General features: G+C 67.3%; 24 protein-coding genes and 1 tRNA gene. 17 read left to right on the top strand and 8 right to left on the bottom strand.

Annotated features, from left to right (window positions below; all coding sequences use genetic code 11):
* The coding region (locus tag F3J10_RS13005) for an efflux transporter outer membrane subunit (RefSeq protein WP_240155563.1) at positions 1-1,672 on the bottom strand (1,672 nt) is incomplete at its 3' end.
* A gap of 218 nt (positions 1,673-1,890) precedes the next feature.
* Between F3J10_RS13005 and F3J10_RS13010 the strand changes: the two genes are divergently transcribed.
* Positions 1,891-2,832 (top strand): LysR family transcriptional regulator, encoded by a 942-nt coding sequence (locus tag F3J10_RS13010; protein WP_167234435.1) that lies wholly within the window; start codon positions 1,891-1,893, stop codon positions 2,830-2,832.
* A 150-nt stretch (positions 2,833-2,982) separates the two neighbouring features.
* The gene (locus F3J10_RS13015) at positions 2,983-3,147 is read left to right on the top strand and encodes a hypothetical protein (protein WP_161783281.1); all 165 of its coding nucleotides are present in this window, start codon (positions 2,983-2,985) and stop codon (positions 3,145-3,147) included.
* A 165-nt stretch (positions 3,148-3,312) separates the two neighbouring features.
* Here F3J10_RS13015 and F3J10_RS13020 read toward each other — a convergent pair whose 3' ends face one another.
* The 4 genes from F3J10_RS13020 to wrbA form a co-directional block, all read right to left on the bottom strand.
* On the bottom strand, positions 3,313-4,158 hold the full coding sequence (locus tag F3J10_RS13020) for a metallophosphoesterase (RefSeq protein WP_167234438.1): 846 nt from the start codon (positions 4,156-4,158) through the stop codon (positions 3,313-3,315).
* Between the two features lie 97 nt (positions 4,159-4,255).
* Positions 4,256-5,677, bottom strand: coding sequence for an FAD-binding oxidoreductase (locus tag F3J10_RS13025; protein ID WP_025098713.1), 1,422 nt, complete (start codon positions 5,675-5,677; stop codon positions 4,256-4,258).
* 31 nt (positions 5,678-5,708) lie between these two features.
* Positions 5,709-6,191, bottom strand: a complete 483-nt coding sequence (locus F3J10_RS13030) for a DUF2069 domain-containing protein (RefSeq protein ID WP_167234437.1) — start codon at positions 6,189-6,191, stop codon at positions 5,709-5,711.
* A complete protein-coding gene (gene wrbA, locus F3J10_RS13035; protein WP_025098711.1) occupies positions 6,188-6,796 on the bottom strand; it encodes an NAD(P)H:quinone oxidoreductase in 609 nt (202 codons plus the stop codon). Before wrbA ends, F3J10_RS13030 begins: the two co-directional genes overlap by 4 nt.
* A gap of 84 nt (positions 6,797-6,880) precedes the next feature.
* Between wrbA and F3J10_RS13040 the strand changes: the two genes are divergently transcribed.
* Complete coding sequence (locus F3J10_RS13040) at positions 6,881-8,194, top strand: YihY family inner membrane protein (protein ID WP_166913216.1); 1,314 nt, start codon at positions 6,881-6,883, stop codon at positions 8,192-8,194.
* A 119-nt stretch (positions 8,195-8,313) separates the two neighbouring features.
* On the opposite strand, the gene F3J10_RS13045 is transcribed toward F3J10_RS13040, so the two are convergent.
* The gene (locus tag F3J10_RS13045; RefSeq protein WP_025098709.1) at positions 8,314-8,634 is read right to left on the bottom strand and encodes an Mpo1-like protein; all 321 of its coding nucleotides are present in this window, start codon (positions 8,632-8,634) and stop codon (positions 8,314-8,316) included.
* 229 nt (positions 8,635-8,863) lie between these two features.
* Here F3J10_RS13045 and F3J10_RS13050 point away from each other — a divergent pair, with 229 nt between their 5' ends.
* From F3J10_RS13050 to aroC, 3 genes are all read left to right on the top strand, one after another.
* Complete coding sequence (locus tag F3J10_RS13050) at positions 8,864-9,334, top strand: CBS domain-containing protein (RefSeq protein WP_013697743.1); 471 nt, start codon at positions 8,864-8,866, stop codon at positions 9,332-9,334.
* A gap of 183 nt (positions 9,335-9,517) precedes the next feature.
* Positions 9,518-11,452, top strand: a complete 1,935-nt coding sequence (locus F3J10_RS13055; protein ID WP_167242265.1) for an MFS transporter — start codon at positions 9,518-9,520, stop codon at positions 11,450-11,452.
* A 169-nt stretch (positions 11,453-11,621) separates the two neighbouring features.
* Positions 11,622-12,722 carry a chorismate synthase gene (gene aroC, locus F3J10_RS13060; RefSeq protein WP_167242266.1) on the top strand — a complete coding sequence of 367 codons (1,101 nt, stop codon included), beginning with the start codon at positions 11,622-11,624 and terminating at the stop codon, positions 12,720-12,722.
* A gap of 128 nt (positions 12,723-12,850) precedes the next feature.
* On the opposite strand, the gene F3J10_RS13065 is transcribed toward aroC, so the two are convergent.
* Complete coding sequence (locus tag F3J10_RS13065; RefSeq protein ID WP_025098706.1) at positions 12,851-14,524, bottom strand: electron transfer flavoprotein-ubiquinone oxidoreductase; 1,674 nt, start codon at positions 14,522-14,524, stop codon at positions 12,851-12,853.
* Between the two features lie 169 nt (positions 14,525-14,693).
* On the opposite strand from F3J10_RS13065, the gene F3J10_RS13070 reads away from it, so the two are divergent.
* Positions 14,694-15,470 carry an SDR family oxidoreductase gene (locus F3J10_RS13070; protein ID WP_025098705.1) on the top strand — a complete coding sequence of 259 codons (777 nt, stop codon included), beginning with the start codon at positions 14,694-14,696 and terminating at the stop codon, positions 15,468-15,470.
* Positions 15,471-15,503: 33 nt separating this feature from the next.
* On the top strand, positions 15,504-15,935 hold the full coding sequence (locus tag F3J10_RS13075) for a thioesterase family protein (protein ID WP_013697748.1): 432 nt from the start codon (positions 15,504-15,506) through the stop codon (positions 15,933-15,935).
* 61 nt (positions 15,936-15,996) lie between these two features.
* Here the strand turns inward: F3J10_RS13075 and F3J10_RS13080 are convergent, their stop codons facing one another.
* Entirely contained in the window at positions 15,997-16,542 is a 546-nt protein-coding gene (locus F3J10_RS13080; RefSeq protein ID WP_166913217.1) for a LuxR C-terminal-related transcriptional regulator, read from the bottom strand.
* Positions 16,543-16,764: 222 nt separating this feature from the next.
* On the opposite strand from F3J10_RS13080, the gene F3J10_RS13085 reads away from it, so the two are divergent.
* The 9 genes from F3J10_RS13085 to rpmI all read left to right on the top strand — a co-directional run bounded on the left by F3J10_RS13085 (position 16,765) and on the right by rpmI (position 25,263).
* On the top strand, positions 16,765-17,469 hold the full coding sequence (locus F3J10_RS13085; protein ID WP_025098703.1) for a CoA transferase subunit A: 705 nt from the start codon (positions 16,765-16,767) through the stop codon (positions 17,467-17,469).
* 1 nt (position 17,470) lies between these two features.
* A complete protein-coding gene (locus tag F3J10_RS13090; protein WP_047837208.1) occupies positions 17,471-18,112 on the top strand; it encodes a CoA transferase subunit B in 642 nt (213 codons plus the stop codon).
* A gap of 262 nt (positions 18,113-18,374) precedes the next feature.
* Positions 18,375-19,274 (top strand): alpha/beta hydrolase, encoded by a 900-nt coding sequence (locus F3J10_RS13095; protein ID WP_167242267.1) that lies wholly within the window; start codon positions 18,375-18,377, stop codon positions 19,272-19,274.
* A gap of 81 nt (positions 19,275-19,355) precedes the next feature.
* Positions 19,356-19,709 carry a RidA family protein gene (locus F3J10_RS13100; protein WP_025098700.1) on the top strand — a complete coding sequence of 118 codons (354 nt, stop codon included), beginning with the start codon at positions 19,356-19,358 and terminating at the stop codon, positions 19,707-19,709.
* Between the two features lie 31 nt (positions 19,710-19,740).
* Complete coding sequence (locus F3J10_RS13105; protein WP_167242268.1) at positions 19,741-21,975, top strand: bifunctional (p)ppGpp synthetase/guanosine-3',5'-bis(diphosphate) 3'-pyrophosphohydrolase; 2,235 nt, start codon at positions 19,741-19,743, stop codon at positions 21,973-21,975.
* Positions 21,976-22,068: 93 nt separating this feature from the next.
* Positions 22,069-22,145, top strand: a tRNA-Val gene (locus F3J10_RS13110).
* 250 nt (positions 22,146-22,395) lie between these two features.
* On the top strand, positions 22,396-24,303 hold the full coding sequence (thrS, locus tag F3J10_RS13115) for a threonine--tRNA ligase (protein WP_013697755.1): 1,908 nt from the start codon (positions 22,396-22,398) through the stop codon (positions 24,301-24,303).
* A gap of 49 nt (positions 24,304-24,352) precedes the next feature.
* Positions 24,353-24,877, top strand: a complete 525-nt coding sequence (gene infC, locus F3J10_RS13120; protein ID WP_080562332.1) for a translation initiation factor IF-3 — start codon at positions 24,353-24,355, stop codon at positions 24,875-24,877.
* 188 nt (positions 24,878-25,065) lie between these two features.
* A complete protein-coding gene (rpmI, locus tag F3J10_RS13125) occupies positions 25,066-25,263 on the top strand; it encodes a 50S ribosomal protein L35 (RefSeq protein ID WP_004191477.1) in 198 nt (65 codons plus the stop codon).
* Positions 25,264-25,277: the final 14 nt, after the last annotated feature.

Here is a 25,277-nt window from a genome sequence, read left to right on the forward strand (position 1 = left end):
CGCCCGGCTCGGCGGCATGCCGGCGGCGCGCCAGCGGGCGGCCCGATTCGCTGGTCGCGGCGCGGCTGAGCCTGGCGGCCGGGGCTGGCGCGGGCGAGGCGGCCGAAGACTGGGCGGCCGCGGAAGGGGCCGGCGAGGCCGGGGCCTCGCCGGCGGTCCGGGGCAGGGCCGAGGTGGATGCCGAGGCAGCCGATGCCGACGCAGCGGCCTTGGCCTGCGCCGGCTGCGTCGCGCCGTTCGCAGACGCGCCGGCCTTGCCAGGCGCGGCCGCGCCATCCCGCGGCGCGTCCTCGGATGCTTCGAGCCCGCCGCCGAGCGCGGCCATCAGCGAGGCGTGCGCGGTGAGCCGCTCGGCCTCGATGCGGGTCTGGCTCTCCTGCGCGCGCAGCAGTTGCGACTGCGCCACCAGCACGTTCACGTAGTCGGTCAGCCCGCGCTTGAAGCCCTGGTGCGAGAGATCGAAGGTGCGGCGCGTGAGGGCCACCGAGCGGGCGGCGTCCTCGCGCTGCGTGTCGAGCGAGCGGATCCGCACCACGTCGTCGGCGATATCCTTGAGCGCCGAGACCAGCGTCTGGTTGTACTGGTCGACGGCCTCGTCGTAGCCGGCCGAGGCGGCGCCGAGCTGCGCGCGCAGGCGCCCGCCCTCGAAGATCGGCAGCGTGATGGCGGGGCCCGCCGACCAGCCGCCGTTCATCGAGCGCAGGAAGCCGGCGAAGGCCGAGCCGACGCCGAAACCGCCCAGCGAGGCAAGCAGGTCGACATTCGGGTAGAACTGAGCCTTGGCCACGTCGATGCCGCGCGCCTGCGCGTCGACCAGCCAGCGCGCGGCCACCACGTCGGGGCGCCGGCCGATCAGTTCGGCGGGCAGCGCGGAGGGCAGGCTGGCCGGGGTATCGAGCGCGAGCTTGGGGCGCGTCAATGTGTCGCCCGCGCCGGGGCCCTTGCCGGCCAGGGCAGCGAGCTGGTGGCGGCCGAGCTGCACCGCCTCCTGGTAGCTGTCGATCTGGCGCGAATAGTCGGGCAGCGGCGACTCGGCCTGGCTCAGTTCGAGCTGGGTGCCGATGCCGGCGCGCAGGCGCTTCTGCGCGAGCTGGATCAGCTCGTTCTGGCGGTCGTAGGTCTGCTGCGCGATGTCGAGCAGGGCAAAATTCTTCGCGAAGTCGATATAGGCGCGCACCACGTTGACCTCCAGCTCGAGGCGCGCGGCGCGTTCGTCGGCGGCCTGGGCGCGGGCCGAATCGAGCGCGCGCTCGGCGTTGTTCTTGTCCTTGCCCCAGAGATCGAGGTGGTAGGACAGGTTCAGCGTGCCGGTGTTGTTCCAGCTATTGGTGTTGGCGAGCGTGCCGGGGCCGTAGAAATAGTCGTCGGGCCAGTGCTTGCGCTGCAGGGCCAGTTCGCCGTCGAGCTGCGGGAGTTCGTCGGCGTGCGCGATGCGCGCCACCGCCTGCGCCTGGCGCACGCGCGCCTGCGCGGCGGCTAGCGACGGATTGCCGGCCTGGGCGGCCGCGATCCAGCCGTCTAGCTGCGGGTCGCCATAGGCGCGCCACCAGTCGGCGCTGGGCCAGCCCGCGTCGCGGTTGGCCGCGCGGATCGCGGCGCCCGCGTCCAGCGTGGCGGGGTCGACGCGCGTTGCTTGCGGTGCAACATTGCCCATGCTCGCGCATCCGGCCATTGTTAATGAGAATGCAAGAACCGCAAGTGCGAGCGTCCCTTTTGTTACCGGAGACTGCACGATTTTCTCCCGTTCGGATAAAGATGATTCGGAAGCGATTATATTTTTTCGCTTATTGATGGATAAGCCGGTAAGGGTGCAAGGAATCTTTACGTATCTTGAGATAATATTGCCGCGGCTCTGTGCAACAATCTGCCCGCATTGAAGGGGGAATCAGTATGGATACGCTTCAGAACATGCGTGTGTTCATGCGCGTGGTCGATGCGGGCAGTTTCACCGCGGCCGCCCAGCAGCTCAATTCGACGACCGCCTACGCCTCGCGGGCGGTATCGGACCTGGAAGCGCACCTGCGCACGCGCCTTCTGAACCGCACCACGCGGCGCATCGCGCTGACCGAGGCCGGCGAGCGCTACCTGCAGCGCTGCGAGCAGATCCTGGCCTATGTCGACCAGGCCGAGGCCGAGGCCAGCGACGCGCATGCGCGGCCCTCGGGCAAGCTCAAGGTGCATTGCATGACCAGCATGGGCCAGCACTACACGGTGCCGCTCGCGGCGCGCTACCGGCAGCGCTACCCGGACGTGCAGGTGGACCTGACGCTGGCGCAGCGGCTGCCCGACCTGCTCGACGAGGGTTTCGACGTGTCGATCGTGGTCGGCCGCGAGCTGCCCGATTCGGGGCTGGTGTCGCAGCGGCTCGGCGAGACCTTCAGCGTGGTCTGCGCCTCGCGCGACTACCTGGAGCGGCACGGCGTGCCGCGCCGGCCGAGCGATCTCGACGCCCACACCTGCCTGGGCATGGTGGCGCCCGGTTTCCAGTGGGACGAATGGACCCTGCTCGGGCCCGAGGGCGACGAAACCCTGTCGGTGGCCTCGCCGCCGTTCAGCGTGAATGTCGCCGAGGCGCTGGCGGTGGCGATCCGCGAGGGCATGGGCGTCGGCGTGCTGCCGCTCTATACGGCGATCACCGGCCTGCGCAATGGCGACTTCGTGCGCGTGATGCCCGAATACCGCTCGCACGTGATGAATATCTACGCGCTTTATCCCTCGCGCCAGTATCTCGACGCGAAGATCCGCACCTGGGTGGATTTCATGCGCGAATCGCTGCCTGCCACGCTCGAGGCCGACATCACCGCGCTCGAGCAATTCACCCACGAAACCTGAATAGAGGGGAGCATCGAAAACCGCTCGGGCACGCCTGAACGGCGGCCTGACGTTTCTTTGCAGTGAGGCAACATTTTTTTACGCTTGAAACGCGCGGGGTTTGCTACTGTTGAGTCATCGAATCGACGCACTGACTGACGGAGAAAGGCAATGAACGCGCACTGGGTGATGTTGGGTCTCGCGGCCGTGATCGGCTGGGCAGGTATCGTGGCGGCGCGCGATCTGCTGCGCGAACGGATGCAGCGCCAGTTGGTGCCGATTCGGGTGCGTCGTGATGCGCAGCGCTTCGATGCGCGTCGGTCGTCGCGCTACTGAGCCGGGCGCGATACCGGTTCGAAGATGTTTCAGGCTGTGACGGCGGCGGGTGGACCGGGAAGTTGGCCGGCCTGAGCGGCGTCGCGGCGGCAGGGTCCTGCCGGATTGGAAAGACGGGCGTGCTTCTCGCATGCCCGTTTGTCGTTTACGGCGCGGCTTCGTCCCTCAGGCTGCCAGCGTCACCACCTTGTCCCAGGCAAAGGCCGGATTCTCGCGCTCGCCCGTCCTGCGCCGGATATAGCCGCGCGGATTGCAGACCACGCGCGTGCCGCTCGCCGCGGTGTAGTCGAAGGACGTATGCGTGTGGCCGTGGATCCACAGATCGACGGGCGGCGCGACCAGGCTTTCCAGGTCGGAAATGAAGCCGGCCGAGACGATTTCGTTCGCGTAGCGCTCGGCCAGGCTGTCGCGATGGGGCGCGTGATGGGTGACGACGATGGTCGCGCCGGCCCAGGGCCGGGCCAGTTCCGCCGCCAGCCAGGCACGCGAGGCGCGATGCAGGTCCAGCGTGTCGGCGGGCGTCAGCGCCCGCGAGGCTTGCGCCGCGAGGGCGCCGCCTGCCTCGCCGGCGCCGCTGCCCGGTGCCCAGTCCACCTGGATCGCGCCGTTGAAATCGAACATCGCGCGGGCGCAGGCGGTCATCGCCTCGGCGCGGCGCGCCTGGTCGGCGCCATATAGCTCGAAATCGGTCCAGAGCGTGGTGCCGAGCACGCGAAAGCGTCCATCCGGCGCGTGGTAGACGCCGCGATTGAGGTAATGGACCTGGTCGAGCGTGCGCGCCGTGTCGCGCATCGCGGCCTCGAGCGCGCCGAAATCGCCGTCGTAATACTCGTGGTTGCCGGGCACGTAGATCACCGGCACCTCGGCGTCGAAGGTTTCGGCGGCCCAGCGCAGGCCTTCCGCGTGATTGTGGATATCGCCGGCCAGCACCACCAGGTCGGCCGCCGCGCCCGGGATCGCCTCGGGGGTATTGCCTTCGAGATGGAGGTCGGACAGCACGCGCACGCGGATCGACATGGGGGCTCCTGGTGACGGTCGCGGTATCGAAGGGGGGAGGGGCGGCAGGGCGGGGGCGCGTCCGGCTGCACGCGCGGCGCCGCCTGCCGGGTCAGCGCAGCACCTTGCCCGGGTTCAGCAACTGGTGCGGATCGAGCGCGCGCTTGAGCGTCTTCATCAGCTCGATCTCGACCGGCGACTTGTAGCGCTGCGCGTCGTCGATCTTCAACTGCCCGATGCCGTGCTCGGCGCTGATCGTGCCGTGGTGACGATGCACGTTGTCGTAGACGACGCGATTGATCGGCTTCTGGAACTCGGCCAGGAAAGCCTTCGGGTCGCCGCCCTCGGGCGTCTGCACGTTGTAGTGCAGGTTGCCGTCGCCGAGGTGGCCGAAGGTGACCATCCGCGCGCCCGGGGCGACCTGCTGGATCGCCGCGTCGGTTTCGTCGATGAAGCGCGCGATCGAGGAGATCGGCACGGCGATGTCGTGCTTGATGTTGAGCCCCTCGTCGGCCTGCGCGAGCGGGATGTGCTCGCGCAGGTCCCAGAACGCGCGCGACTGCGCCAGGTTTTCCGCCACCACCGCATCGACCACCAGCCCCGCGTCGAAGGCCTCGGCCATCATCGATTCGAACAGCGCGCGCGCGTGTTCCTCGCTCTCGTTGTCGGACAGCTCGAGCAGGACCGTCTGTGCATGGGTGGTCGAGAACGGGTAGCGCAACTGCGGATAATGCTTGCCGACCAGCCGCATGCAGAAATCGGACATCAGCTCGAAGCCGGTCAGCAGCGGGCCGGCGCAACGCTGGGCCAGTGCCAGGAAGTCGAGCGCGGCATGCGGCGATTCGAGCGCGGCGAGCGCCGTGACCTGGGCGGCCGGGCGCGGATGCAGCTTCATCACGGCGGCGGTGATGATGCCCAGCGTGCCCTCGGCGCCGATGTAGAGATCGCGCAGGTCGTAGCCGGTGTTGTCCTTGCGCAGGCCGCGCAGGCCGTGCCAGATCTCGCCCTGCGGCGTGACCACCTCCAGGCCCAGGCACAGCTCGCGCGTGTTGCCGTAGCGCAGCACGGCGGTGCCGCCGGCATTGGTCGAGAGATTGCCGCCGATCGTGCAGCTGCCTTCGGCGGCCAGGCTCAGCGCGAACAGGCGCCCGGCTTCCTGCGCGCGCGCCTGCACCTCGGCGAGGATCACGCCGGCCTCCACCGTGATGGTGTTGTTGTGCGCATCGAGCTCGCGCACGCGATTCAGGCGCGCCAGGCTCAGCACCGCCTGGGTGCCGCTGTCGTCGGGCGTGGCGCCGCCGGCCAGGCCGGTGTTGCCGCCCTGCGGCACGATCGCGACGCGGTGCTCGGCGGCCAGTTTCACGATCGCCGCCACCTCGTCGGTGCTGCCGGGGCGCAGCACCGCGCAGGCCGTGCCGCGGTAGCGCTTGCGCCAGTCGGTCAGGAACGGCGCCGTGTCGTGCGCGTCGCTCAGCACGTGGTCCGCGCCGATCGCGGCGCGGCAGGCATCGAGGAAGGCGGAGGAGGTGGTCATCGCGGGAGTCTCGAAGGGGAAGGGCGCGGCATCAGGGGCGGCGGCGCCGCGCGGATTTTGTATTGTCGCCTGCCTGGGCAGGCCTTGCGCCGGCCTTGGGGCGATCGGCTCCAGCCGGCGCTTCGGCAAGTGTCGCGTTCTGTCTGGCCGCTTGCTTCGCCGCGCGCTTGAAGGGCGCCACATAGGCCAGCGCGGCCGCGAAGAAGCCGGCCGCCAGCAGCAGCTCCAGCCAGCCGAGCCGCGCCGACAGTCCGCCGTCGGTCATGCCGCGCACCACGCCCTCGGCGACATAGAGCAGGATCAGCATCGAGGCCCATTGCAGCGTGTACACGCTGCGCCGCCACACGCCCGGCAGCATCAGCGCGAGCGGCACCGCCTTGAGCATCAGGGCCGAGCCGCCGGGGCGCAGTGGCGCGAGCCACAGCTCCCAGGCGATCGACAGCGCGATCAGCGCGACCAGGCAGCCGGCCGCGGCCAACGCGAAAGCGGGGCGGGCGGCGGCCGGGGCGCTCATTGCGGATCGGCCAGGCGCAGCGCGGCGCGTGCCAGCCGGTTGCCGAGCGCGACGGCCAGCGTCTTCTCGTCGACCGAGATGCCCTGGCGCGAGGCCGGCGCGCCGCTGCGCGCGTGATGCGAGGCGCCGTAGGGGGTGCCGCCGCCGTCGGTGGTGGTCAGCGCGCTTTCGGTATAGGGGATGCCGACGATCAGCATGCCGTGGTGCAGCAGCGGCAGCATCATCGACAGCAAGGTCGATTCCTGGCCGCCGTGCAGGCTGCCGGTGGAGGTGAACACGCAACCGGGCTTGCCGGCCAGCGCGCCCGACAGCCATTGCGGCGTGGTGCCGTCGAGGAAATACTTGAGCGGCGCGGCCATGTTGCCGAAGCGGGTCGGCGAGCCGAGCGCCAGGCCCGCGCATTCCTCCAGGTCGCGCAGCTCCGCGTAGGGCGGACCGTCGGACGGAATCTCGGGCGACGTCGCCTCGCAGACGGTGGACACGGGCGGCACGGTGCGGATCCGCGCCTGCGCGCCGGGCACCGCGTCGATGCCGGCGGCGATCGCCAGGGCCAGCTCGCGCGTCGCGCCGTGGCGGCTGTAGTAGAGCACCAGGATGTCTTTCATAAGCCTCTTGAGTGAGCGGCTATTATAGGGGGTGCGACCGCCGCGACGCGTGGCGGCACGCCTGCAGCCCGAAGGAGAAAGCCGTTGCCGAAGCTGAGTGTTGATCTGGTCACGATCCGGCGTCTTGCCCGATTCGCCGCGAAGCGCGGTGCCGAGGACCGTATTCCGCAGGTCGCGGGCAGCCTGACCTTCACCACGATCCTCGCGGTGGTGCCGCTGGTGACGGTCGCCTTCGCGCTGTTCACGGCCTTCCCGATGTTCTCCTCGTTCCAGTCCTCGCTGCAGGGCTTCCTGGCCGACCACCTGATGCCGGCCCAGATCAACAACCAGATCTTCAAGTACCTGAACCAGTTCTCGGCCAAGGCCAAGGGCCTGACGACGGCCGGCCTGATCGTGCTGGTGGTCACCTCGGTGATGACGATGATGACCATCGAGTCGGCCTTCAACGTGATCTGGCGCGTGAGGAAGTCACGGCCCTTCGCGCAGCGCGTGCTGGCCTACTGGGCCTTCATCACGCTGGCGCCGCTGCTGTTCGGCATCAGCCTGTCGATCTCCTCCTACCTGTTCACCAAGTCGCTGGCGATCGCCGGCACGCCGGCCGCGACCACCTCGGTCGAATGGCTGCTGACGGCCGCCTCGCTGCCGCTGACGGTGCTGGCCTTCACCCTGCTGTATGTCTATCTGCCGAATTGCACGGTGGCCTGGCGCGATGCCGTGGTGGGCGGGATCTGCGCGGCGATCGCCTTCGAGCTGGCCAAGCGCGGCTTCGGTTATTACGTGCGGCGCATCCCGACCTACACGGCCGTCTATGGCGCCTTCGCGGCGGTGCCACTGTTCCTGCTGTGGATGTACCTGAGCTGGCTGATCACGCTGGCGGGGGCGATGGTGGCCTCGGCGCTGCCGGTGATCCGGATCGGGCAGTTCCACCGGGTCGCCTATCCGGGCAGCGACCTGCTCGACGCGCTGGCCCTGCTGGCGCGCCTGGCCGACGCGCAGGAGGCCGGCAAGCCGGGCCATTCGGCCGCGCGCCTGGCCGTGATGGTGCGCTGCGGCATGGAAACCGCGCAGCGCTTGCTGGCGGCGATGGAGGATCGAGAGTGGGTCGCGCGGCTGGAGGGCGGCGACATTGCCGTGTCGCGCTACGTGCTGCTGGCCAATCCCGAGCGTTTGACGGTGTCGCAATTGTTCGACGCCTTCGTGGTCGATCGCGACGAGCTGCTGTACCAGGTGCAGCGCGGCCGGCCCTCGATCGACGGCGAGCGGCTGGTGGCGGCGCTCACGGGCGAGCGGCTGGGGGCGACGCTGGCGCAGTTGCTGGTGAAGCGCGGCGAGGCGCTGGCGGAGGAGCGCGGCGAGCAGGCCGGCGCCGCGGCCGCGGCTCCGCCGAAAACGGCCTGAGCGGGGCCTGAAAGCTGTCCGGGTTTTCGGCTGGCGGCCGTCGCGGCGGTTCGGCGCCGCGGGAAATGCACACGGCCCGCGATCGACCGCCGGTGCCGCACCCGACCGAGGCGCGGACCTTACAAGGAGATTCGACCCAGGCAGATGTCCTTGAACATCACCCAGTCGCCCATCAGGCTGTAGATCGGGTGCCGGAAGGTGGCCGGGCGATTCTTCTCGAAGAAGAAGTGGCCGACCCAGGCGAAGCCGTAGCCGCAGACGACGGCGGCGGGCAGCCAACCCCAATGGCCGGTCGCCACGGCCATCGCGAGGCAGCCGATCACGCCCAGCGAGCCGACGAAATGCAGGCGGCGGGAAACCAGGTTGCGGTGTTCGTTGAGGTAGAACGGGTAGAACTGCGCGAAATTGGCGAAATGTTCGCCCTGGGCGGTCTGGCTCATGGCTGTCTCCCGCGGGCGGCATGCCCGTCGCGACGCAGGCTTCATTGTGCGGCGAGGGACGCCGGTCCGCAACCGGCCGCGGCATCGCCCGAACCCGCCGCCGCGCGAAATATTCGACCCGGCGCATCGCCCGCGGCGGCTTGTGCGGCGGGCCGCGCGCTTTCCTTTTGATGGGCTTTCCGCTAGCATCGGAAGCCGGTTAAGTACCATCCAGTTTTTGGGGGCAAGAATGCGCGTCAGCGATATTCTGAAAGTCAAGGGCAACACGCTGTACACGGTGACGCCCGATATGCCGCTGCGCGAGGCAGTCGACACGATGGCCGAGCGCGATATCGGCTCGCTGGTCGTGATGGAGTATGGCGACCTGGTCGGCATCCTGACCTTCCGCGAGATCATCCTGCGGCTGAAGGAAAACGGCGGCGCGATCGGCGACGTGCAGGTCCGCAAGGTCATGGACGATCCGCTCACCTGCACGCCGGAAACGGACGTCAACGAGGTGCGACGGATGATGCTCGAGCGTCACGCGCGCTACATGCCGGTGCTCGAGAAGCGCGTGCTGATGGGCGTGATCTCGTTCTACGACGTCGCCAAGACGGTGGTGGAAGCGCAGAGCTTCGAGAATCGCATGCTCAAGGCCTATATCCGCGACTGGCCGCCCGAGCCGGACGGCGAGGTCCACCACAAGCCGGTGGCGAGCTGAACTGAATCATCGGCGGCGCGATGGCGTTCGCCGCAAGCCGCCGCGGCGAACCGCGCGGCGCCGACATTCCCGGTGCGCTGGCGAGCCGCGCATCCTTCCACGGCCGGTATGCGCGAGCGTGCCGGCCGTTTTCGATCCGACACTGACCGCGCGTGCGGCGTCGCAGCCGCGCGCCCCGAGCGCATGAGCGATTCAACACACACCAATACCGAACGGCGCAACGAACGCTACGCCCACACCTCGCAGTTCGATCTGCTTCGTCAGCGGCGCTTCGCGCCATTCTTCGCCACGCAGTTCTTCGGCGCGCTGAACGACAACGTCTTCAAGATCGGCTTCACCTCCCTGATCACCTACCAGAGCGCGAAATTCAGCGGCGTCGACCCGAAGACGGCGGCCTTCCTGATCTCGGCGGTGTTCATCCTGCCCTTCATGCTGTTCTCGGCCACCTCGGGCCAGATCGCCGACAAGTACGACAAGGCGCGGCTCACGCGCTTCGTGAAGAGCTTCGAGATCGCGCTGATGCTGGTGGGCGCGGCCGGCTTCGTGACCCATACCGCGGCGCTGCTCTATCTCTGCACCTTCATGATGGGCATGCATTCGACGCTGTTCGGCCCGGTCAAGTATTCCTACCTGCCGCAGCACCTGAGCGACCAGGAGCTGGTGGGCGGCAACGGGCTGGTCGAGATGGGCACCTTCATCGCGATCCTGATCGGCACCATCATCGGCGGCGCGGCGGCCGGCATCGACGGGCGCGGCGAGCTGCTGCTGGCGGGGAGCTGCGTGCTGATCGCGGTGATCGGGCGGGGCGTGGCCTCGGGCGTGCCGCACACGCCGGCGCCACAGCCCGAGCTGAAGATCAACTGGAACCCGGTTTCCGAAACCTGGCGCAACCTGAAGTTGGCCGGGCAGAACCGCACCGTGTTCCTGAGCCTGCTGGGCATCTCCTGGCTGTGGTTCGTCGGCGCGACCTTCCTGACCTCGTTCTTCGGCTTCGCCAAGGACGTGCTGTCGGCCAATCCCGACGTGGTGACGGTGCTGCTGGCTACCTTCTCGATCGGCATCGGCCTGGGCTCGATCCTCTGCGAGCGGCTCTCGCGGCGGCGCGTCGAGATCGGCCTGGTGCCGCTCGGCTCGATCGGCATCAGCGTGTTCGCGATCGACCTGTATTTCGCCAGCCACGCGCTGCCGGCCCAGACGCACCTGCTCAGCGTCGGCGAATTCCTCGGCCAGGCCGCCCACTGGCGGGTGCTGGCCGACCTGTTCCTGCTCGCGATGTTCGGCGGTTTCTACAGCGTGCCGCTCTATGCGCTGATCCAGAGCCGCAGCGCGCCGACCCACCGCGCGCGGATCATCGCCGCCAACAACATCCTCAATTCGCTGTTCATGGTGGTCTCGGCGCTGATGGCGATGGCGCTGACCCACGCCGGCGTCGGCATCCCGGGCCTGTTCCTGGTCACCGGCCTGCTCAACGTGCTGGTCGCCACCTATATCTACTCGCTGGTGCCCGAATTCCTGCTGCGCTTCGTGGCCTGGGTGCTGGTGCATACCTTCTACCGGATCCGGCTGGTGCATGCCGAGCGGATTCCCGAAACCACCGGGGCGGTGCTGGTCTGCAACCACGTCAGCTATGTCGACGCGCTGGTGATCGCCGCGGCCAGCCCGCGGCCGATCCGCTTCGTGATGGATCACCGGATCTTCCGCACGCGCTTCGCGAGCTGGGCGTTCCGCCACGCCAAGGCGATCCCGATCGCGCCGCGCCACGAGGATCCGGCCATGCTGGAGCGAGCCTACGCGGCTTGCGAGGCCGCGCTGAAGGAGGGCGAGCTGGTCTGCATCTTCCCCGAGGGCAAGCTGACCAAGACCGGCGACATCAACACCTTCCATCACGGCGTGAGCGAGATCCTGCGCCGCGTCGAGGCGCCCGTGGTGCCGATGGCATTGCGCGGACTGTGGGGCAGCTGGTTCTCGCGCCATGGCGATGCGCGCTGGCCGAGGCCGATGCGCAAGGGCGCGATGAGCCGGCTGACGCTGGCGGTCGGCGAGCCGATCGCGGCTTCGGCGGCCACGCCCGATATGCTGCAGCAGGCGGTGAGCGAGCTGCGCGGCGCGCGCAAGTGAGGCGGGGCAGGGGCAGGGCCTTGCGTGCCGGCCCGAGTCGTCGCGGGCGAAAGCTTCATGAAAGCGGGGCCGGTCGCGCGGCCGTCCCCGGCGCGGCGCGCCTCCCGCGATGGCCGGAGCGGCTGGCATAATAGCGGTTTCCCCGACTTTTTCTCTGGAACGGCTCCCCATGTCCGGCAATACCCTCGGCAAGCTTTTCACTGTCACGACCTTCGGCGAATCGCACGGTCCCGCGATCGGCTGCGTGATCGACGGCTGCCCGCCGGGAATGGAGCTGACGGAAGCCGACATCCAGCTCGAACTCGATCGCCGCAAGCCGGGCACCTCGCGCCACGTCACGCAGCGCCAGGAGCCGGATGCGGTCGAGATCCTCTCGGGCGTGTTCGAGGGGCGCACCACCGGCACCCCGATCGCGCTGCTGATCCGCAACACCGACCAGCGCAGTAAGGACTACGGCAATATCGTCGAGACTTTCCGCCCCGGCCACGCCGACTACACCTACTGGCAGAAATACGGCATCCGCGACTATCGCGGCGGCGGCCGTTCCTCGGCGCGCCTGACCGCGCCGATCGTCGGCGCGGGCGCGGTGGCGAAGAAGTGGCTGCGCGAGCGCTTCGGCATCGAGGTGCGCGGCTACATGAGCGCGCTCGGCGCGATCGAGGTGCCGTTCGTCGACTGGTCGCATGTGCGCGAGAACCCGTTCTTCGCGCCGAACGCCGAGATCGTCCCGCAGCTCGAGGACTACATGGACGCGCTGCGCAAGGATGGCGACTCGATCGGCGCGCGCATCGACGTGGTCGCCTCGGGCGTGCCGGTGGGCTGGGGCGAGCCGCTCTACGACCGCCTCGACGCCGATATCGCGCACGCCATGATGGCCATCAACGCGGTGAAGGGCGTGGAGATCGGCGCTGGCTTCGCCAGCGTCGCCCAGCGCGGCTCGGAGCACGGCGACGAGCTGACCCCGCAGGGTTTCGTCGGCAATCACGCGGGCGGCATCCTCGGCGGCATCTCGACCGGCCAGGACCTGACCGTGTCGATCGCCATCAAGCCGACTTCCAGCATTCGCACGCCGCGCCGCTCGATCACCAAGGCCGGCGAGCCGGCCGTGGTCGAGACCTTCGGCCGGCACGACCCCTGCGTGGGCATTCGCGCCACGCCGATCGCCGAATCGATGCTGGCGCTGGTGCTGATCGATCATGCGCTGCGCCATCGCGCGCAATGCGGCGACGTCGTCACCGACACGCCGAGGATCGCGCCGGAAGCGCCGTAATAGAGCAATACACCAGGGCCGGTGCCGGGCAGGGTGCCCGGCACCGGCGACAATGAAAAAAGGGCATCGCGATTCACTTCGCGATGCCCTTTTCGTTTGCGGCCAGCACGGATGCCGGCCGATCTCGCTTACATGTTCGGGTAGTTCGGGCCGCCGCCGCCTTCCGGCGTGACCCACACGATGTTCTGCGTCGGATCCTTGATGTCGCAGGTCTTGCAGTGCACGCAGTTCTGCGCGTTGATCACCAGGCGGTCGCTGCCGTCGTCGTTCTTGGTGAACTCGTAGACGGCGGCCGGGCAGAAGCGCGCCTCGGGCCCGGCATAGGTGTGCAGGTTCACGTTGACCGGCACGCTGGCGTCCTTCAGCGTCAGGTGGGCCGGCTGGTTCTCCTCGTGGTTGGTGTTCGAGATGAACACCGAGGAGAGCCGGTCGAAGGTCAGCTTGCCGTCGGGCTTCGGATAGCTGATCGGCGTGCACTGCGAGGCCGGTTTCAGCATCTCGTGGTCGGCGTGCTGGTGATGCAGGGTCCAGGGCACGTTGCCGCCCAGCACCTTCTGCTCGAGGCCGACCATCAGCGTGCCCAGGTAGAGCCCCTTGGCCATCCATTGCTTGAAGTTGCGCGCCTTGTAGAGCTCGGTGTGCAGCCAGGATTGCTTGAAGGCTTCCGGGTAGGCCACCAGTTCGTCGCGCTCGCGGCCCGCCTGGACCGCCTCGAAGGCCGCGTCGGCCGCCAGCATGCCGGTCTTGATCGCCGCGTGGCTGCCCTTGATGCGCGAGGCGTTCAGGAAGCCCGCGTCGTCGCCGATCAGCGCGCCGCCCGGGAACACCGTCTTGGGCAGCGACACCAGCCCGCCCGCGGTGATCGCGCGCGCGCCGTAGGACACGCGCTTGCCGCCTTCCAGGAACTTGCGGATTTCCGGGTGCGTCTTGTAGCGCTGGAATTCCTCGAACGGCGACAGGTAGGGGTTGCTGTAGCCGAGCCCGACCACGAAACCGACCACCACCTGGTTGTTGTCCATGTGATACAGGAAGGAGCCGCCGTAGGTGTCCGAGGCGAGCGGCCAGCCGGCGGTGTGGATCACCAGGCCCGGCTTGTGCTTGGCCGGGTCGATCTCCCACAGTTCCTTGATGCCGATCCCGTAGGCTTGCGGGTCGCTGTTCGCGTCGAGCCGGAACCGGTCGATCAGCTGGCGGCCCAGATGGCCGCGGCAGCCCTCGGCGAACAGCGTGTACTTGGCATGCAGCTCCATGCCGAGCTGGAAGTTCTCGGTCGGCTCGCCGTCCTTGCCGACGCCGAGATTGCCGGTCGCCACGCCCTTCACCGAGCCGTCCTCGTGATAGAGGATCTCCGCGGCGGGGAAGCCCGGGAAAATCTCGACGCCCAGCGCCTCGGCCTGCTGGCCGAGCCAGCGCGTGACGTTGCCCAGGCTGATCACGTAGTTGCCGTGGTTCTTGAAATTGTCGGGTAGGGCCCAGTTCGGCACCGACTTGGCGCCGCTCTCCGAGAGGAACAGGAAGCGGTCCTCGCTCACCTCGACGTTGAGCGGCGCGCCCTTTTCCTTCCAGTCGGGGAATAGTTCGCCGATCGCGCGCGGGTCCATCACGGCACCCGACAGGATATGGGCGCCGATTTCCGAGCCCTTCTCGAGCACGCAGACGTTGATCTCGCCGCCTTTGCCGGCCGCCAGCTGCTTCAGGCGGATCGCCGCCGACAGCCCGGCCGGGCCGCCGCCGACGATCACGACGTCGTATTCCATCGATTCTCGTGGACCGTATTGCTCGATGAGGCTTGCGGGGGTCATTGGCGTTCCTCTAACCGTTAGAATGCTTTTTAATTGGGAGCGTATTGTCGGCCAAATAAAACGGTTGCCGCAACAGAATGCGGCTAGATTAGCACGATCGTTCTATTTATATGATAAGGTTCACGCCCGGCAGCAAGCTGCGTGCCGGGCCATCCAGCAAGGAGCAGTGATGGGTCGTTCGATCAATCTGGAAGGCAAGGTGGCGATGGTGACGGGCGCGTCCAGCGGCCTGGGCCAGCGTTTCGCGCAGGTGTTGTCGGAAGCGGGGGCGAAGATCGTGCTCGCCAGCCGCCGGGTCGAGCGCTTGAAGGAATTACGCGCCCAGATCGAGGCGGCGGGCGGCGCGGCGCATGTGGTCTCGCTCGACGTGACCGATCATCAGAGCATTCGCGCGGCGGTCGCGCATGCCGAGACGGAAGCCGGCACGATCGACATCCTGGTCAACAATTCCGGCGTCTCGACCATGCAGAAGCTGGTCGACGTGACGCCCGAGGATTTCGGCTACGTGTTCGATACCAACACGCGCGGCGCGTTCTTCGTGGCCCAGGAAGTGGCCAAGCGCATGATGATGCGCGGCAATGGCCACGGCAAGCCGCCGTACCGGATCATCAACATCGCCTCGGTGGCGGGCCTGCGCGTGCTGCCGCAGATCGGCCTGTACTCGATGAGCAAGGCCGCGGTGGTGCACATGACGCGCGCCATGGCCAACGAATGGGGGCGCCACGGCATCAACGTGAACGCCATCTGCCCAGGCTACATCGATACCGAAATCAATCATTACCTGTGGGATACCGAGCAGGGCCAGAAGCTGCAGTCGATGCTGCCGCGGCGCCGGGTCGGCAAACCGCAGGATCTCGACGGCCTGCTCTTGCTGCTGGCGGCCGACGAGTCGCAGTTCGTCAACGGCTCGATCATCTCGGCCGACGACGGATTCGGGCTCGCATGAAGCGGTTGTTTGTCTGTCGTGGGAAGCAGTGAGATGAGCGAGTACGTACCCGTTTTCGAAATGTCGATGCCGATCCGCTGGGGTGACATGGACGCGTTCGGCCATGTCAACAACACGGTCTATTTCCGCTACATGGAGCAGGCCCGGATCTCCTGGTTCGAGCAGTTGGGCATCGCGGGCGGCAATGGCGAGGGGCAGGGGCCGGTGATCGTCACCGCCTCGATGGAGTTCCTCAAGCAGCTGCACTACCCGGGCGACGTGATCGCGCGGATGACGGCCGCCAAGCCCGGCCGCAGCAGCTTCGACACCGGCTTCGAGCTGAGCCGCGCCGACGATCCCAGCCAGCTCTACGCGCGCGGCAACGCGCGCTGCGTGTGGGTCGACTACGCGCTGGGCAAGTCCACGCCGCTGCCGGAGCTGCTGCGCGAGACCATCGAATCGGCGCTGCGCCAGCGCGTCGCGTAAGCCGGCGCTCCTTCCTTCGCGCCGCGGCCGGCGTGCCCGATGCGGCACGCCGGCCGCGGCCTCACTGGCCGAGCAGGCGCTGCATCAGCTCGGCGGTGTTTCCCGTTCCGTACTTGCGCATCAGCCGCGCCCGGTAGATGTCGACCGTGCGCGAGCTGATCTCCAGCACCCGGCCGATCTGCTTGCTGGTCTTGCCGGTGGCCAGTTGCGCGGCGATCTCGCGTTCGCGCGGCGTGAGCTCGACGGCCACCCGGCGCGTCGCGCTCAGATCCTCGAAGGTCCAGATGCCGTCGGCCAGCGGCGCGGCGCGGTCCAGCGCGCGCCCGGTCACGTGGCACCAGAACAGGTCGCCGTCGGCGCGCTTCATGATGCGATCGTCGGCATAGCTGCCGGTCGCGCCCATCACCTTGGTGATCCGCTCGCCGATGCGCTGGAATTCGTCCGGCGAGGGGTAGAGCACGCGATACGACTGGCCGATCAGGTCGGCGCGCTGGCAGCGGAACATGGTGGCCAGCGCGTCGTTGCAGTCCTCGATCACGCGGTCGCGCGACAGCACGAGCCCGATCGGGGCGAGATGGAAGGCGGTCTGGTAGTCGAGTTCGGGCATCGGGCGGAAGTGGTCGGGCGCGTTCCCCGCGCCTGCGGCGAACGCTTATGTATTTTTGCGTATTGTGCCGCATCGGCCGGCCATCGTACCCTTTCCAGCAGTGACTCCCCCGGTGGCCGGCCTTCAAGGCAGGGTCATCGAGGCCTGTCTAGAATGATGCGGCGGGTTCGTCGCGCATCGCGAACCGGTTCGGCTGGTTTCCATAGAGGAAGGGACAGAAACATGAACAAGATCTACCCAGGCGCGGCTGCCGCGCTCGAGGGCATCGTCGCGGACGGCCAGACCTTCGCGGTCGGCGGCTTCGGCCTGTGCGGCATCCCCGAGGCGCTGATCGCCGCGCTGCGTGACAGCGGCGTGAACGGCATCACCTGCATCAGCAACAACGCCGGCGTCGACGGCTTCGGCCTCGGCCTGCTGCTCGAGACGCGGCAGATCCGCAAGATGATCTCGTCCTACGTGGGCGAGAACAAGGAGTTCGAGCGCCAGTACCTGGCCGGCGAGCTCGAGCTGGAATTCACGCCGCAGGGCACCCTGGCCGAGAAGCTGCGCGCCGGCGGCGCCGGGATCCCGGCCTTCTTCACCAATACCGGCTTCGGCACCGTGATCGCCGAGGGCAAGGAAACGCGCCAGTTCGGCGACAAGCACTACGTGCTGGAACCCTCGCTGACGGCCGACGTCGCCCTGGTCAAGGCCTGGAAGGCCGACAAGTCCGGCAACCTGATCTATCGCCGCACCGCGCGCAACTTCAACCCGATGTGCGCGATGGCGGGGCGCATCACGGTGGCGGAAGTCGAGGAGATCGTCGAGAACGGCGAGCTCGATCCGGATCACATCCATACGCCGGGGATCTTCGTGCAGCGCCTGGTGCTGAACGCGACGCCGGAAAAACGCATCGAACAACGCGTGGTGCGCGCAAAAGGAGACTGACATGGCTTGGAATCGTGACCAGATGGCCGCGCGCGCGGCGAAGGAACTGCAGGACGGCTTCTACGTGAACCTCGGCATCGGCCTGCCGACCCTGGTGGCCAACCATGTACCGGCCGGCGTCGAGGTCTGGCTGCAATCGGAGAACGGCCTGCTCGGCATCGGCCCCTCGCCGACCGAGGAGGAAATCGACGCGGACCTGATCAATGCCGGCAAGCAGACCGTGACGACCCTGCCGGGCTCCTCGATCTTCTCCTCGGCCGATTCGTTCGCGATGATCCGCGGCGGCCACATCAACCTGGCGATCCTCGGCGCGATGCAGGTCAGCAAGAACGGCGACCTGGCGAACTGGATGATCCCCGGCAAGATGATCAAGGGCATGGGCGGCGCGATGGACCTGGTGGCCGGCGTCAAGCGCGTGGTGGTGCTGATGGAGCACGTCGCGAAGGGCGACCAGCACAAGATCCTCGAGGAATGCAACCTGCCGCTCACGGGCGTGGGCGTGGTGGACATCATCATCACCGATCTCGGCGTGATCGAGGTGACCGAGGCCGGCCTCAAGCTGGTCGAGCTGGCCGAGGGCGTGAGCGTCGACGAGATCAAGGCCAAGACGGGCGCGCCGCTGGACGTCAGCGCCGTGTCCTGAGCGAAATCGAGGTCGTTCCGGTGTCGCCGCCCGGCGACGCATGCCGGTGAGCAACGCCCCGCGATCGGTTCGACGCGGGGCGTTTTGTTTGGGTTGGCCTTGTGTGTTGCGTGCCGTATGTGCTCGCCGCCGTCACCGAGGCCGCGCCCGGTTCCGGGCGCAAGCCGCGATCGAAGCGGTTTAGAATCGACCCGGTCTGCGCGCGGGCCGTTCCGGGCCCGCCGGTCCGCCGGCCCGGCCGGCCCAACGCGAGGACGCGTCGATGCCCGATTCCCTTCCGCCTTTCGCCACGCCGCGCGAGCGCCACCTGCAATGCGCGAGCCCGGCGGGCCTGCACCGGCTCGCCTATACCGAATGGGGCGATCCCGACAACCCGCGCGTGCTGGTCTGCGTGCATGGACTGACGCGTTCCGGTCGCGATTTCGACCGGCTCGCGCTGGCGCTTGCGGATCGCTATCGCGTGGTCTGCCCCGACGTGGCGGGCCGCGGGCGCTCGGGCTGGCTGGCCGATCCGCGCCTCTATGGCCTGCCGCAATACGTGGCCGACATGGTCACCCTGATCGCGCGGCTCGATGTCGAGCAGGTGGACTGGTTCGGCACCTCGATGGGCGGCCTGATCGGCATGCTGCTCGGCGGGCTTCCCGGCACGCCGATCGCGCGCATGCTGATCAACGACGTCGGCCCGCGCATCGAGCCCGACTCGCTGACGCGGATCGGCGAGTACCTGGGCAAGGACGTCCATTTCGAATCGGAGCAGGCCGGCATCGACCATCTGGCTTCGCTGGCGGCCTCGTTCGGGCCGCTGTCGGGAGAGGAATGGCGCGAGATCAATGCGCCGCTGCTGCGCCCGGATGCCGAACAGGGCGGCTGGCGCGTGCGCTACGACCCGCGTATCGCCGAGCCGTTCCGCGCCACCACGCCCGAGCAGGCGGCGGCCGGCGAGGCGGTGCTGTGGCGCTCGTTCGAGGCCTTCGCCGGGCCGGTGCTGGTGGTGCGCGGTGCCGAATCGGACCTGCTCTCGGCACGGACCGTCGAGGACATGAGGGCGCGCGGCCAGGCCGTGTCGAGCGTCGAGATTCCCGGCGTCGGCCACGCGCCGGCCTTCCTCGATCCGGCACAGATTACGATCGCCTGCCGTTTTTTCGACCAGGACGCGTCATAATATGCAGTTCGGCCGCAGCGCCCCGGGCGAATCCCGCCCGAGGCGCCGGCCGCCTTCCTTCATCACTTTCCGGGAATTTCCATGGCAGTCATCCGTCACCACGTCGGTCCCCGTCTTTCCGAAACCGCGGTCTACAACGGCACCGTCTACCTCGCCGGCCAGATCGCCGAGGACACGAACCAGGACATCAAGGGCCAGACGCAGGAAGTGCTGGGCCATATCGACCGCCTGCTGGCCGAAGTGAACAGCGACAAGGCCAACCTGCTGTCGGTGCAGATCTACATCACCGACATGGCCAATTTCCCGGCCATGAACGAAGTCTGGGAAGGCTGGGTGGTGCAGGGCGCCACGCCGCCGCGCGCGACCGTCGAGGCCAAGCTCGCGAACCCGGCCTGCCTGGTCGAGGTGGTGGTGGTCGCCGCCCAGAAGAGCTGAGCCGTTTCGTGATTTTCCTGCCGGTCCGTCGATGAATCTCGATTCCGTTTCCGCGGCCACCGCGTCGCCCGAGTTCGAGGACGTGCTCGCCTTCGTGCGCGAGTACGCGGGCGAGGCCTGCCTGTCCTCGGGCGAGCGGCTCGTCGATCACGCGGCCGGCACGGTGGCGCTGATGCGCACGCTCAACGTCGATCCGCAGGCGGTGCGCGCCGCCGCGCTGTTCGCGCTGACGCCGCACCTGAGCGATCCCGAAACCGAGATCGCGCAGCGTTTCGGCGAGGAGGTCGCCCGGCTGGTGGCCGACGTGCGCAAGCTGCTGCGACTCGGCACGGTCAGCCTGATGGCCGCCAAGCAGGTGCCCGAGGGCAATCGCGACGCGCAGGCCGAGCGCCGCGCGCAGATCGAGGCGCTGCGCAAGATGCTGCTGGCCTTCGCCCAGGACATCCGGGTGGTGGTGATCCGGCTCGCCTCGCGCCTGCAGTCGCTGCGCTATTACGCGGCCGCCAAGATCGAGCCGCCGCCCGACGTGGCGCGCGAGACGCTCGAGATCTACGCGCCGCTGGCCAACCGGCTCGGTATCTGGCAACTGAAGTGGGAGCTCGAGGATCTCGCCTTCCGCTTCGAGGATCCGGTTACCTACAAGCGCATCGCCAAGTTGCTCGACGAGAAGCGCGTCGAGCGCGAAGCCTATGTCACGCAGGCGATCGCGCGGCTCGAGCAGGAGCTGGCCGCCGCGCAGATCCCGGCCGAAGTCAGCGGCCGGCCGAAACACATCTACAGCATCTGGCGCAAGATGCGCGGCAAGGAGCTCGATTTCTCCGAGCTCTACGACGTGCGCGCGTTTCGCGTGATCGTCCCCGACATCAAGGATTGCTATGCGGTGCTGGGCATCGTCCATCATCTTTGGCAACCGGTGCCGCGCGAGTTCGACGACTACATCTCGCGCCCCAAGCCGAACGGCTACAAGTCGCTGCATACGGTGGTGATCGGCGACGACGGTCGTGCCTTCGAGGTGCAGATCCGCACCCAGGAGATGCACCGCTTCGCCGAGTACGGCGTGGCCGCGCACTGGCGCTACAAGGAGGCCGGCACGCGCGGTTACGGCGGCCAGTTCTCGGCCAGCGACAAGTACGACGAGAAGATCGCCTGGCTGCGGCAGTTGCTGGCCTGGAAGGACGAGATCGCCGACGGCTCGCCCGAGAGCGCCGGCAACGAGGCCTGGGCGCAATTGCGCGAGACCTCGCTCGACGACGACCACATCTACGTGCTGACGCCGCAGGCGCGTGTGATCGCGCTGCCGCACGGCGCGACGGCCGTCGATTTCGCCTATCACCTGCACAGCGAGCTGGGGCACCGCTGCCGCGGCGCGCGCGTCGACGGCGCGATGGTGCCGCTCAACACGCCGCTGGCGAACGGGCAGACGGTGGAGATCGTCGCGGTCAAGGAGGGCGGCCCCTCGCGCGACTGGTTGAACCCGCAGCTCGGCTACCTGCAGAGCGGCCGAGCGCGGCAGAAGGTGCGTGCCTGGTTCAACCTGATCGACCAGCAGGAGATCATCACGCGCGGCCGCGCGCAGGTGGAAAAGACCTTGCAGCGCGAAGGCAAGACCTCGGTGAGTCTCGACAGCCTGGCCGCGCGGCTTGGGTTCAAGGCGCCCGAGGAACTGTTCGCGGCGGTCGGCAAGGAAGAGTTCAGCCTGCGCAATATCGAGCAGGCGCTGTCCGATGCGCCGCCGCCCGAGCCCGAGATCGAGGTGCCCGAGCAGTTCGAGAAGCGCAGCAGCGGCGCCAGCGTGGCGCACGGTGCCTCGACGGGCGTGCTGGTGGTCGGCGTCGACGCGCTGCTGACCCAGCTCGCGCGCTGCTGCCGGCCGGCGCCGCCCGATCCGATCAGCGGCTTCGTCACGCGCGGCAAGGGCATGTCGATCCATCGCAGCGATTGTGCGACGTTTCGCCGCATGTCCGAGCGCGCGCCCGAGCGCGTGCTGCAAACCACCTGGTCGGCCGATGTGCTGGGCGGGCGCGGCGCCTCGGTCTACCCGGTCGATCTGATGATCGACGCGAGCGATCGGCAGGGGTTGCTGCGCGACATCTCGGAAGTGTTCGCGCGCGAGAAGATGAACGTGATCGGCGTGAAGACGCAGAGCCGGCGCAATGCGGCGGTCATGCAGTTCACCGTCGAGGTCTCGAATTCGGCGCAGGTGCAGCGCGCCTGCACGCTGCTCGGCGAGGTGCCGGGCGTGGTGCGGGCCTCGCGCAAGACCTGAGGGCGGTATGAAGGCGGGGCGGCGTGGCTGGTCTGCCGCTTTGCACAAAAAGCTTGCCTGCCCGGAAAAAGGTCCATATAATCTCGTTTCTCCAGGCTCGTAGCTCAGTTGGTTAGAGCACCACCTTGACATGGTGGGGGTCGTTGGTTCGAATCCAATCGAGCCTACCAACGACAATCGGCTCCAGCGAAGTTTCATGCGCTGGGGTGGCGGTAGACACTTCTCTACGCACAAGGCGAATACGGTTATGACACCGCGAACGTTGACCGAAGGCATTTCGGAGCGGCGCTAGTCGAGGAACGTTTTCGCCTGTGGTTTGGATGCACCGGAATGCGGCCCCTCGAAAGCGGGGCCGCATTTTTTTTGGTCGATTTTTAACTCATTGCTGCCGCACCCTACCGGCATCACACGGAGATAGCCATGGTTTCGATACGCCTGCCCGACGGCTCAGTTCGACAATACGAGCATCCGGTGACAGTCGCCGAAGTGGCCGCATCGATCGGCCCCGGCCTCGCGAAGGCCGCGCTCGGCGGCAAGCTCGACGGCGAACTGGTCGATACCTCGGCGCTGATCGATCGCGACGCGTCGCTGGCGATCGTGACCGACAAGGACGCCGACGGCCTCGAGATCATTCGTCACTCGACCGCCCACCTGCTGGCCTATGCCGTCAAGGAGCTGTTCCCTGAGGCGCAGGTCACGATCGGGCCGGTGATCGACAACGGTTTCTACTACGACTTCTCCTACAGCCGGCCGTTTACGCCCGAGGATCTCGAGAAGATCGAGAAGCGCATGCAGGAACTCGCCAAGAAGGACGAGCCGGTCTCGCGCCGCGTGGTGTCGCGCGAGGAGGCGGCCGAGTATTTCCGCGGCATCGGCGAGAAGTACAAGGCCGAGATCATCGAGTCGATCCCGTCGAGCGACGAGATCAAGCTCTATTCGCATGGCGGCTTCACCGACCTCTGCCGCGGCCCGCACGTGCCGTCCACCGGCAAGCTCAAGGTCTTCAAGCTGATGAAGGTGGCGGGCGCCTACTGGCGCGGCGACTCGAAGAACGAGCAGCTGCAGCGCATCTACGGCACGGCCTGGGCGAAGAAGGAAGACCAGGAAGCCTACCTGCACATGCTCGAGGAAGCGGAAAAGCGCGACCACCGCAAGCTCGCCAAGCAGCTCGACCTGTTCCACATGCAGGAGGAGTCGCCGGGCATGGTGTTCTGGCACCCGAAGGGCTGGACGCTCTGGCAGCAGGTCGAGCAGTACATGCGCCGTCGCGTGAACGAGGCCGGTTATCTCGAGATCAAGACGCCGATGATCATGGATCGCTCGCTGTGGGAGGCCTCGGGCCACTGGCAGAACTATCGCGAGAACATGTTCACGACCGAATCGGAGAAGCGCGACTACGCGATCAAGCCGATGAACTGCCCGGGCCACGTCCAGGTGTTCAACCACGGCCTGCGCTCGTACCGCGACCTGCCGCTGCGCTATGCCGAGTTCGGCTCGTGCCACCGCAACGAAGCCTCGGGTGCGCTGCATGGCCTGATGCGCGTGCGCGGCTTCGTGCAGGACGATGCGCACATCTTCTGTACCGAGGACCAGTTCATCTCCGAGTCGATCGCGTTCAACGAACTCGCGATGAGCGTCTACAAGGATTTCGGGTTCGATCAGATCTCGATCAAGCTGTCGCTGCGCCCTGACCAGCGCGCCGGCACGGACGAGACCTGGGACCGTGCCGAGCAGGGCCTGCGCGACGCGCTGACCGCCTGCGGCCTGGAATGGGAAGAACTGCCGGGCGAGGGCGCTTTCTACGGCCCGAAGATCGAGTACCACATCAAGGACGCGCTCGGTCGCTCCTGGCAGTGCGGCACGCTGCAGCTGGACATGGTCCTGCCGGAGCGGCTCGGCGCCGAGTATGTCGCCGAGGACAACAGCCGCCGCCGGCCCGTCATGCTGCACCGGGCGATCGTCGGTTCGATGGAGCGTTTCCTCGGGATCCTGATCGAGCACCATGCCGGCGCGATGCCGTCCTGGCTGGCTCCGGTGCAGGTCGTGGTGATGAATATTGCGGAAAATCAAGCCGAATATGTACGGTCGCTGAGCCAATCGTTGCAAAAACAAGGGCTTAGGGTTGAGGCCGATTTGCGCAACGAGAAGATTAGCTATAAAATACGCGAGCACACGCTCGAAAAAGTGCCGTACCTGCTGGTGGCAGGCGACAAGGAGCGTGAAGCACAAACGGTAGCCGTGCGTGCCCGTGGCGGCGTCGATCTTGGCGTAATGCCGGTCGAAGCCTTCGTTGAGCGTCTGCAGCAGGATCTGCGGGCGTTCAAGTAACCGCCCTGGCAGCGCGGCTCGTTTTTTTAATTTTTAGAGGAAACGTAACATCGCTACTGATAAGTCGTCGCATCGCATCAACGGTGAAATCAATGCGCCGGAAGTGCGTCTGGTCGGAGTCGATGGGGAACCCATCGGCATCGTGAAACTCGCCGATGCCTTCCGCAAGTCGGAAGAGCTGGATGTTGATCTGGTGGAGATCGCGCCGCAGGCCGTCCCCCCCGTTTGCCGTCTGATGGATTACGGCAAGTTCAAGTACCAGGAATCGAAGAAGCAGCACGAGGCGAAGCTGAAACAGAAGGTCATCCAGGTCAAGGAAGTCAAGTTCCGCCCGGGTACCGACGACGGTGACTACAACGTCAAGCTTCGCAACCTGACGCGCTTCCTCGAGGAAGGCGACAAGACGAAGATCACGTTGCGTTTCCGCGGCCGCGAAATGGCTCACCAGGAAATCGGCATGCGCATGCTGGAACGCCTGCGTACCGATCTCGACGAGTTCGGCCAGGTCGAGCAGATGCCGAAGATGGAAGGGCGCCAGATGATCATGGTGCTCGCTCCGAAGAAGAAGAAGTGATCGCGAGGCTGCCGTGCCCGGCACGGCGGCCAGCACGAAGTTCGGCGGGTGGCCCGGCAGGGCGGCTCGCCAACATGACGGCGCGCGGGCAGTGTGCGCGTCGTACACAAGTGGACTGGGTTTCAAAGGGCGGAGCCAGGGCGCAAGCCAGCCGCACACCCACCTCCATCTAATAAACTGGAGTTGTTATGCCTAAGATGAAGACCAAGAAGAGCGCTGCGAAGCGCTTCGTGGTGCGTCCGGGCGGTACCGTCAAGCGCGGTCAAGCCTTCAAGCGTCACATCCTGACCAAGAAAACCACGAAGAACAAGCGTCACCTGCGCGGCGCAACGGCAGTTCATGATTCCGATCTGAACTCCGTCCGCGCGATGCTCCCGTTCGCGTAACCCCTAACTGATAC

This window comes from Burkholderia sp. Cy-637 (genome assembly GCF_011753175.1).
GTDB lineage: Bacteria > Pseudomonadota > Gammaproteobacteria > Burkholderiales > Burkholderiaceae > Burkholderia > Burkholderia gladioli.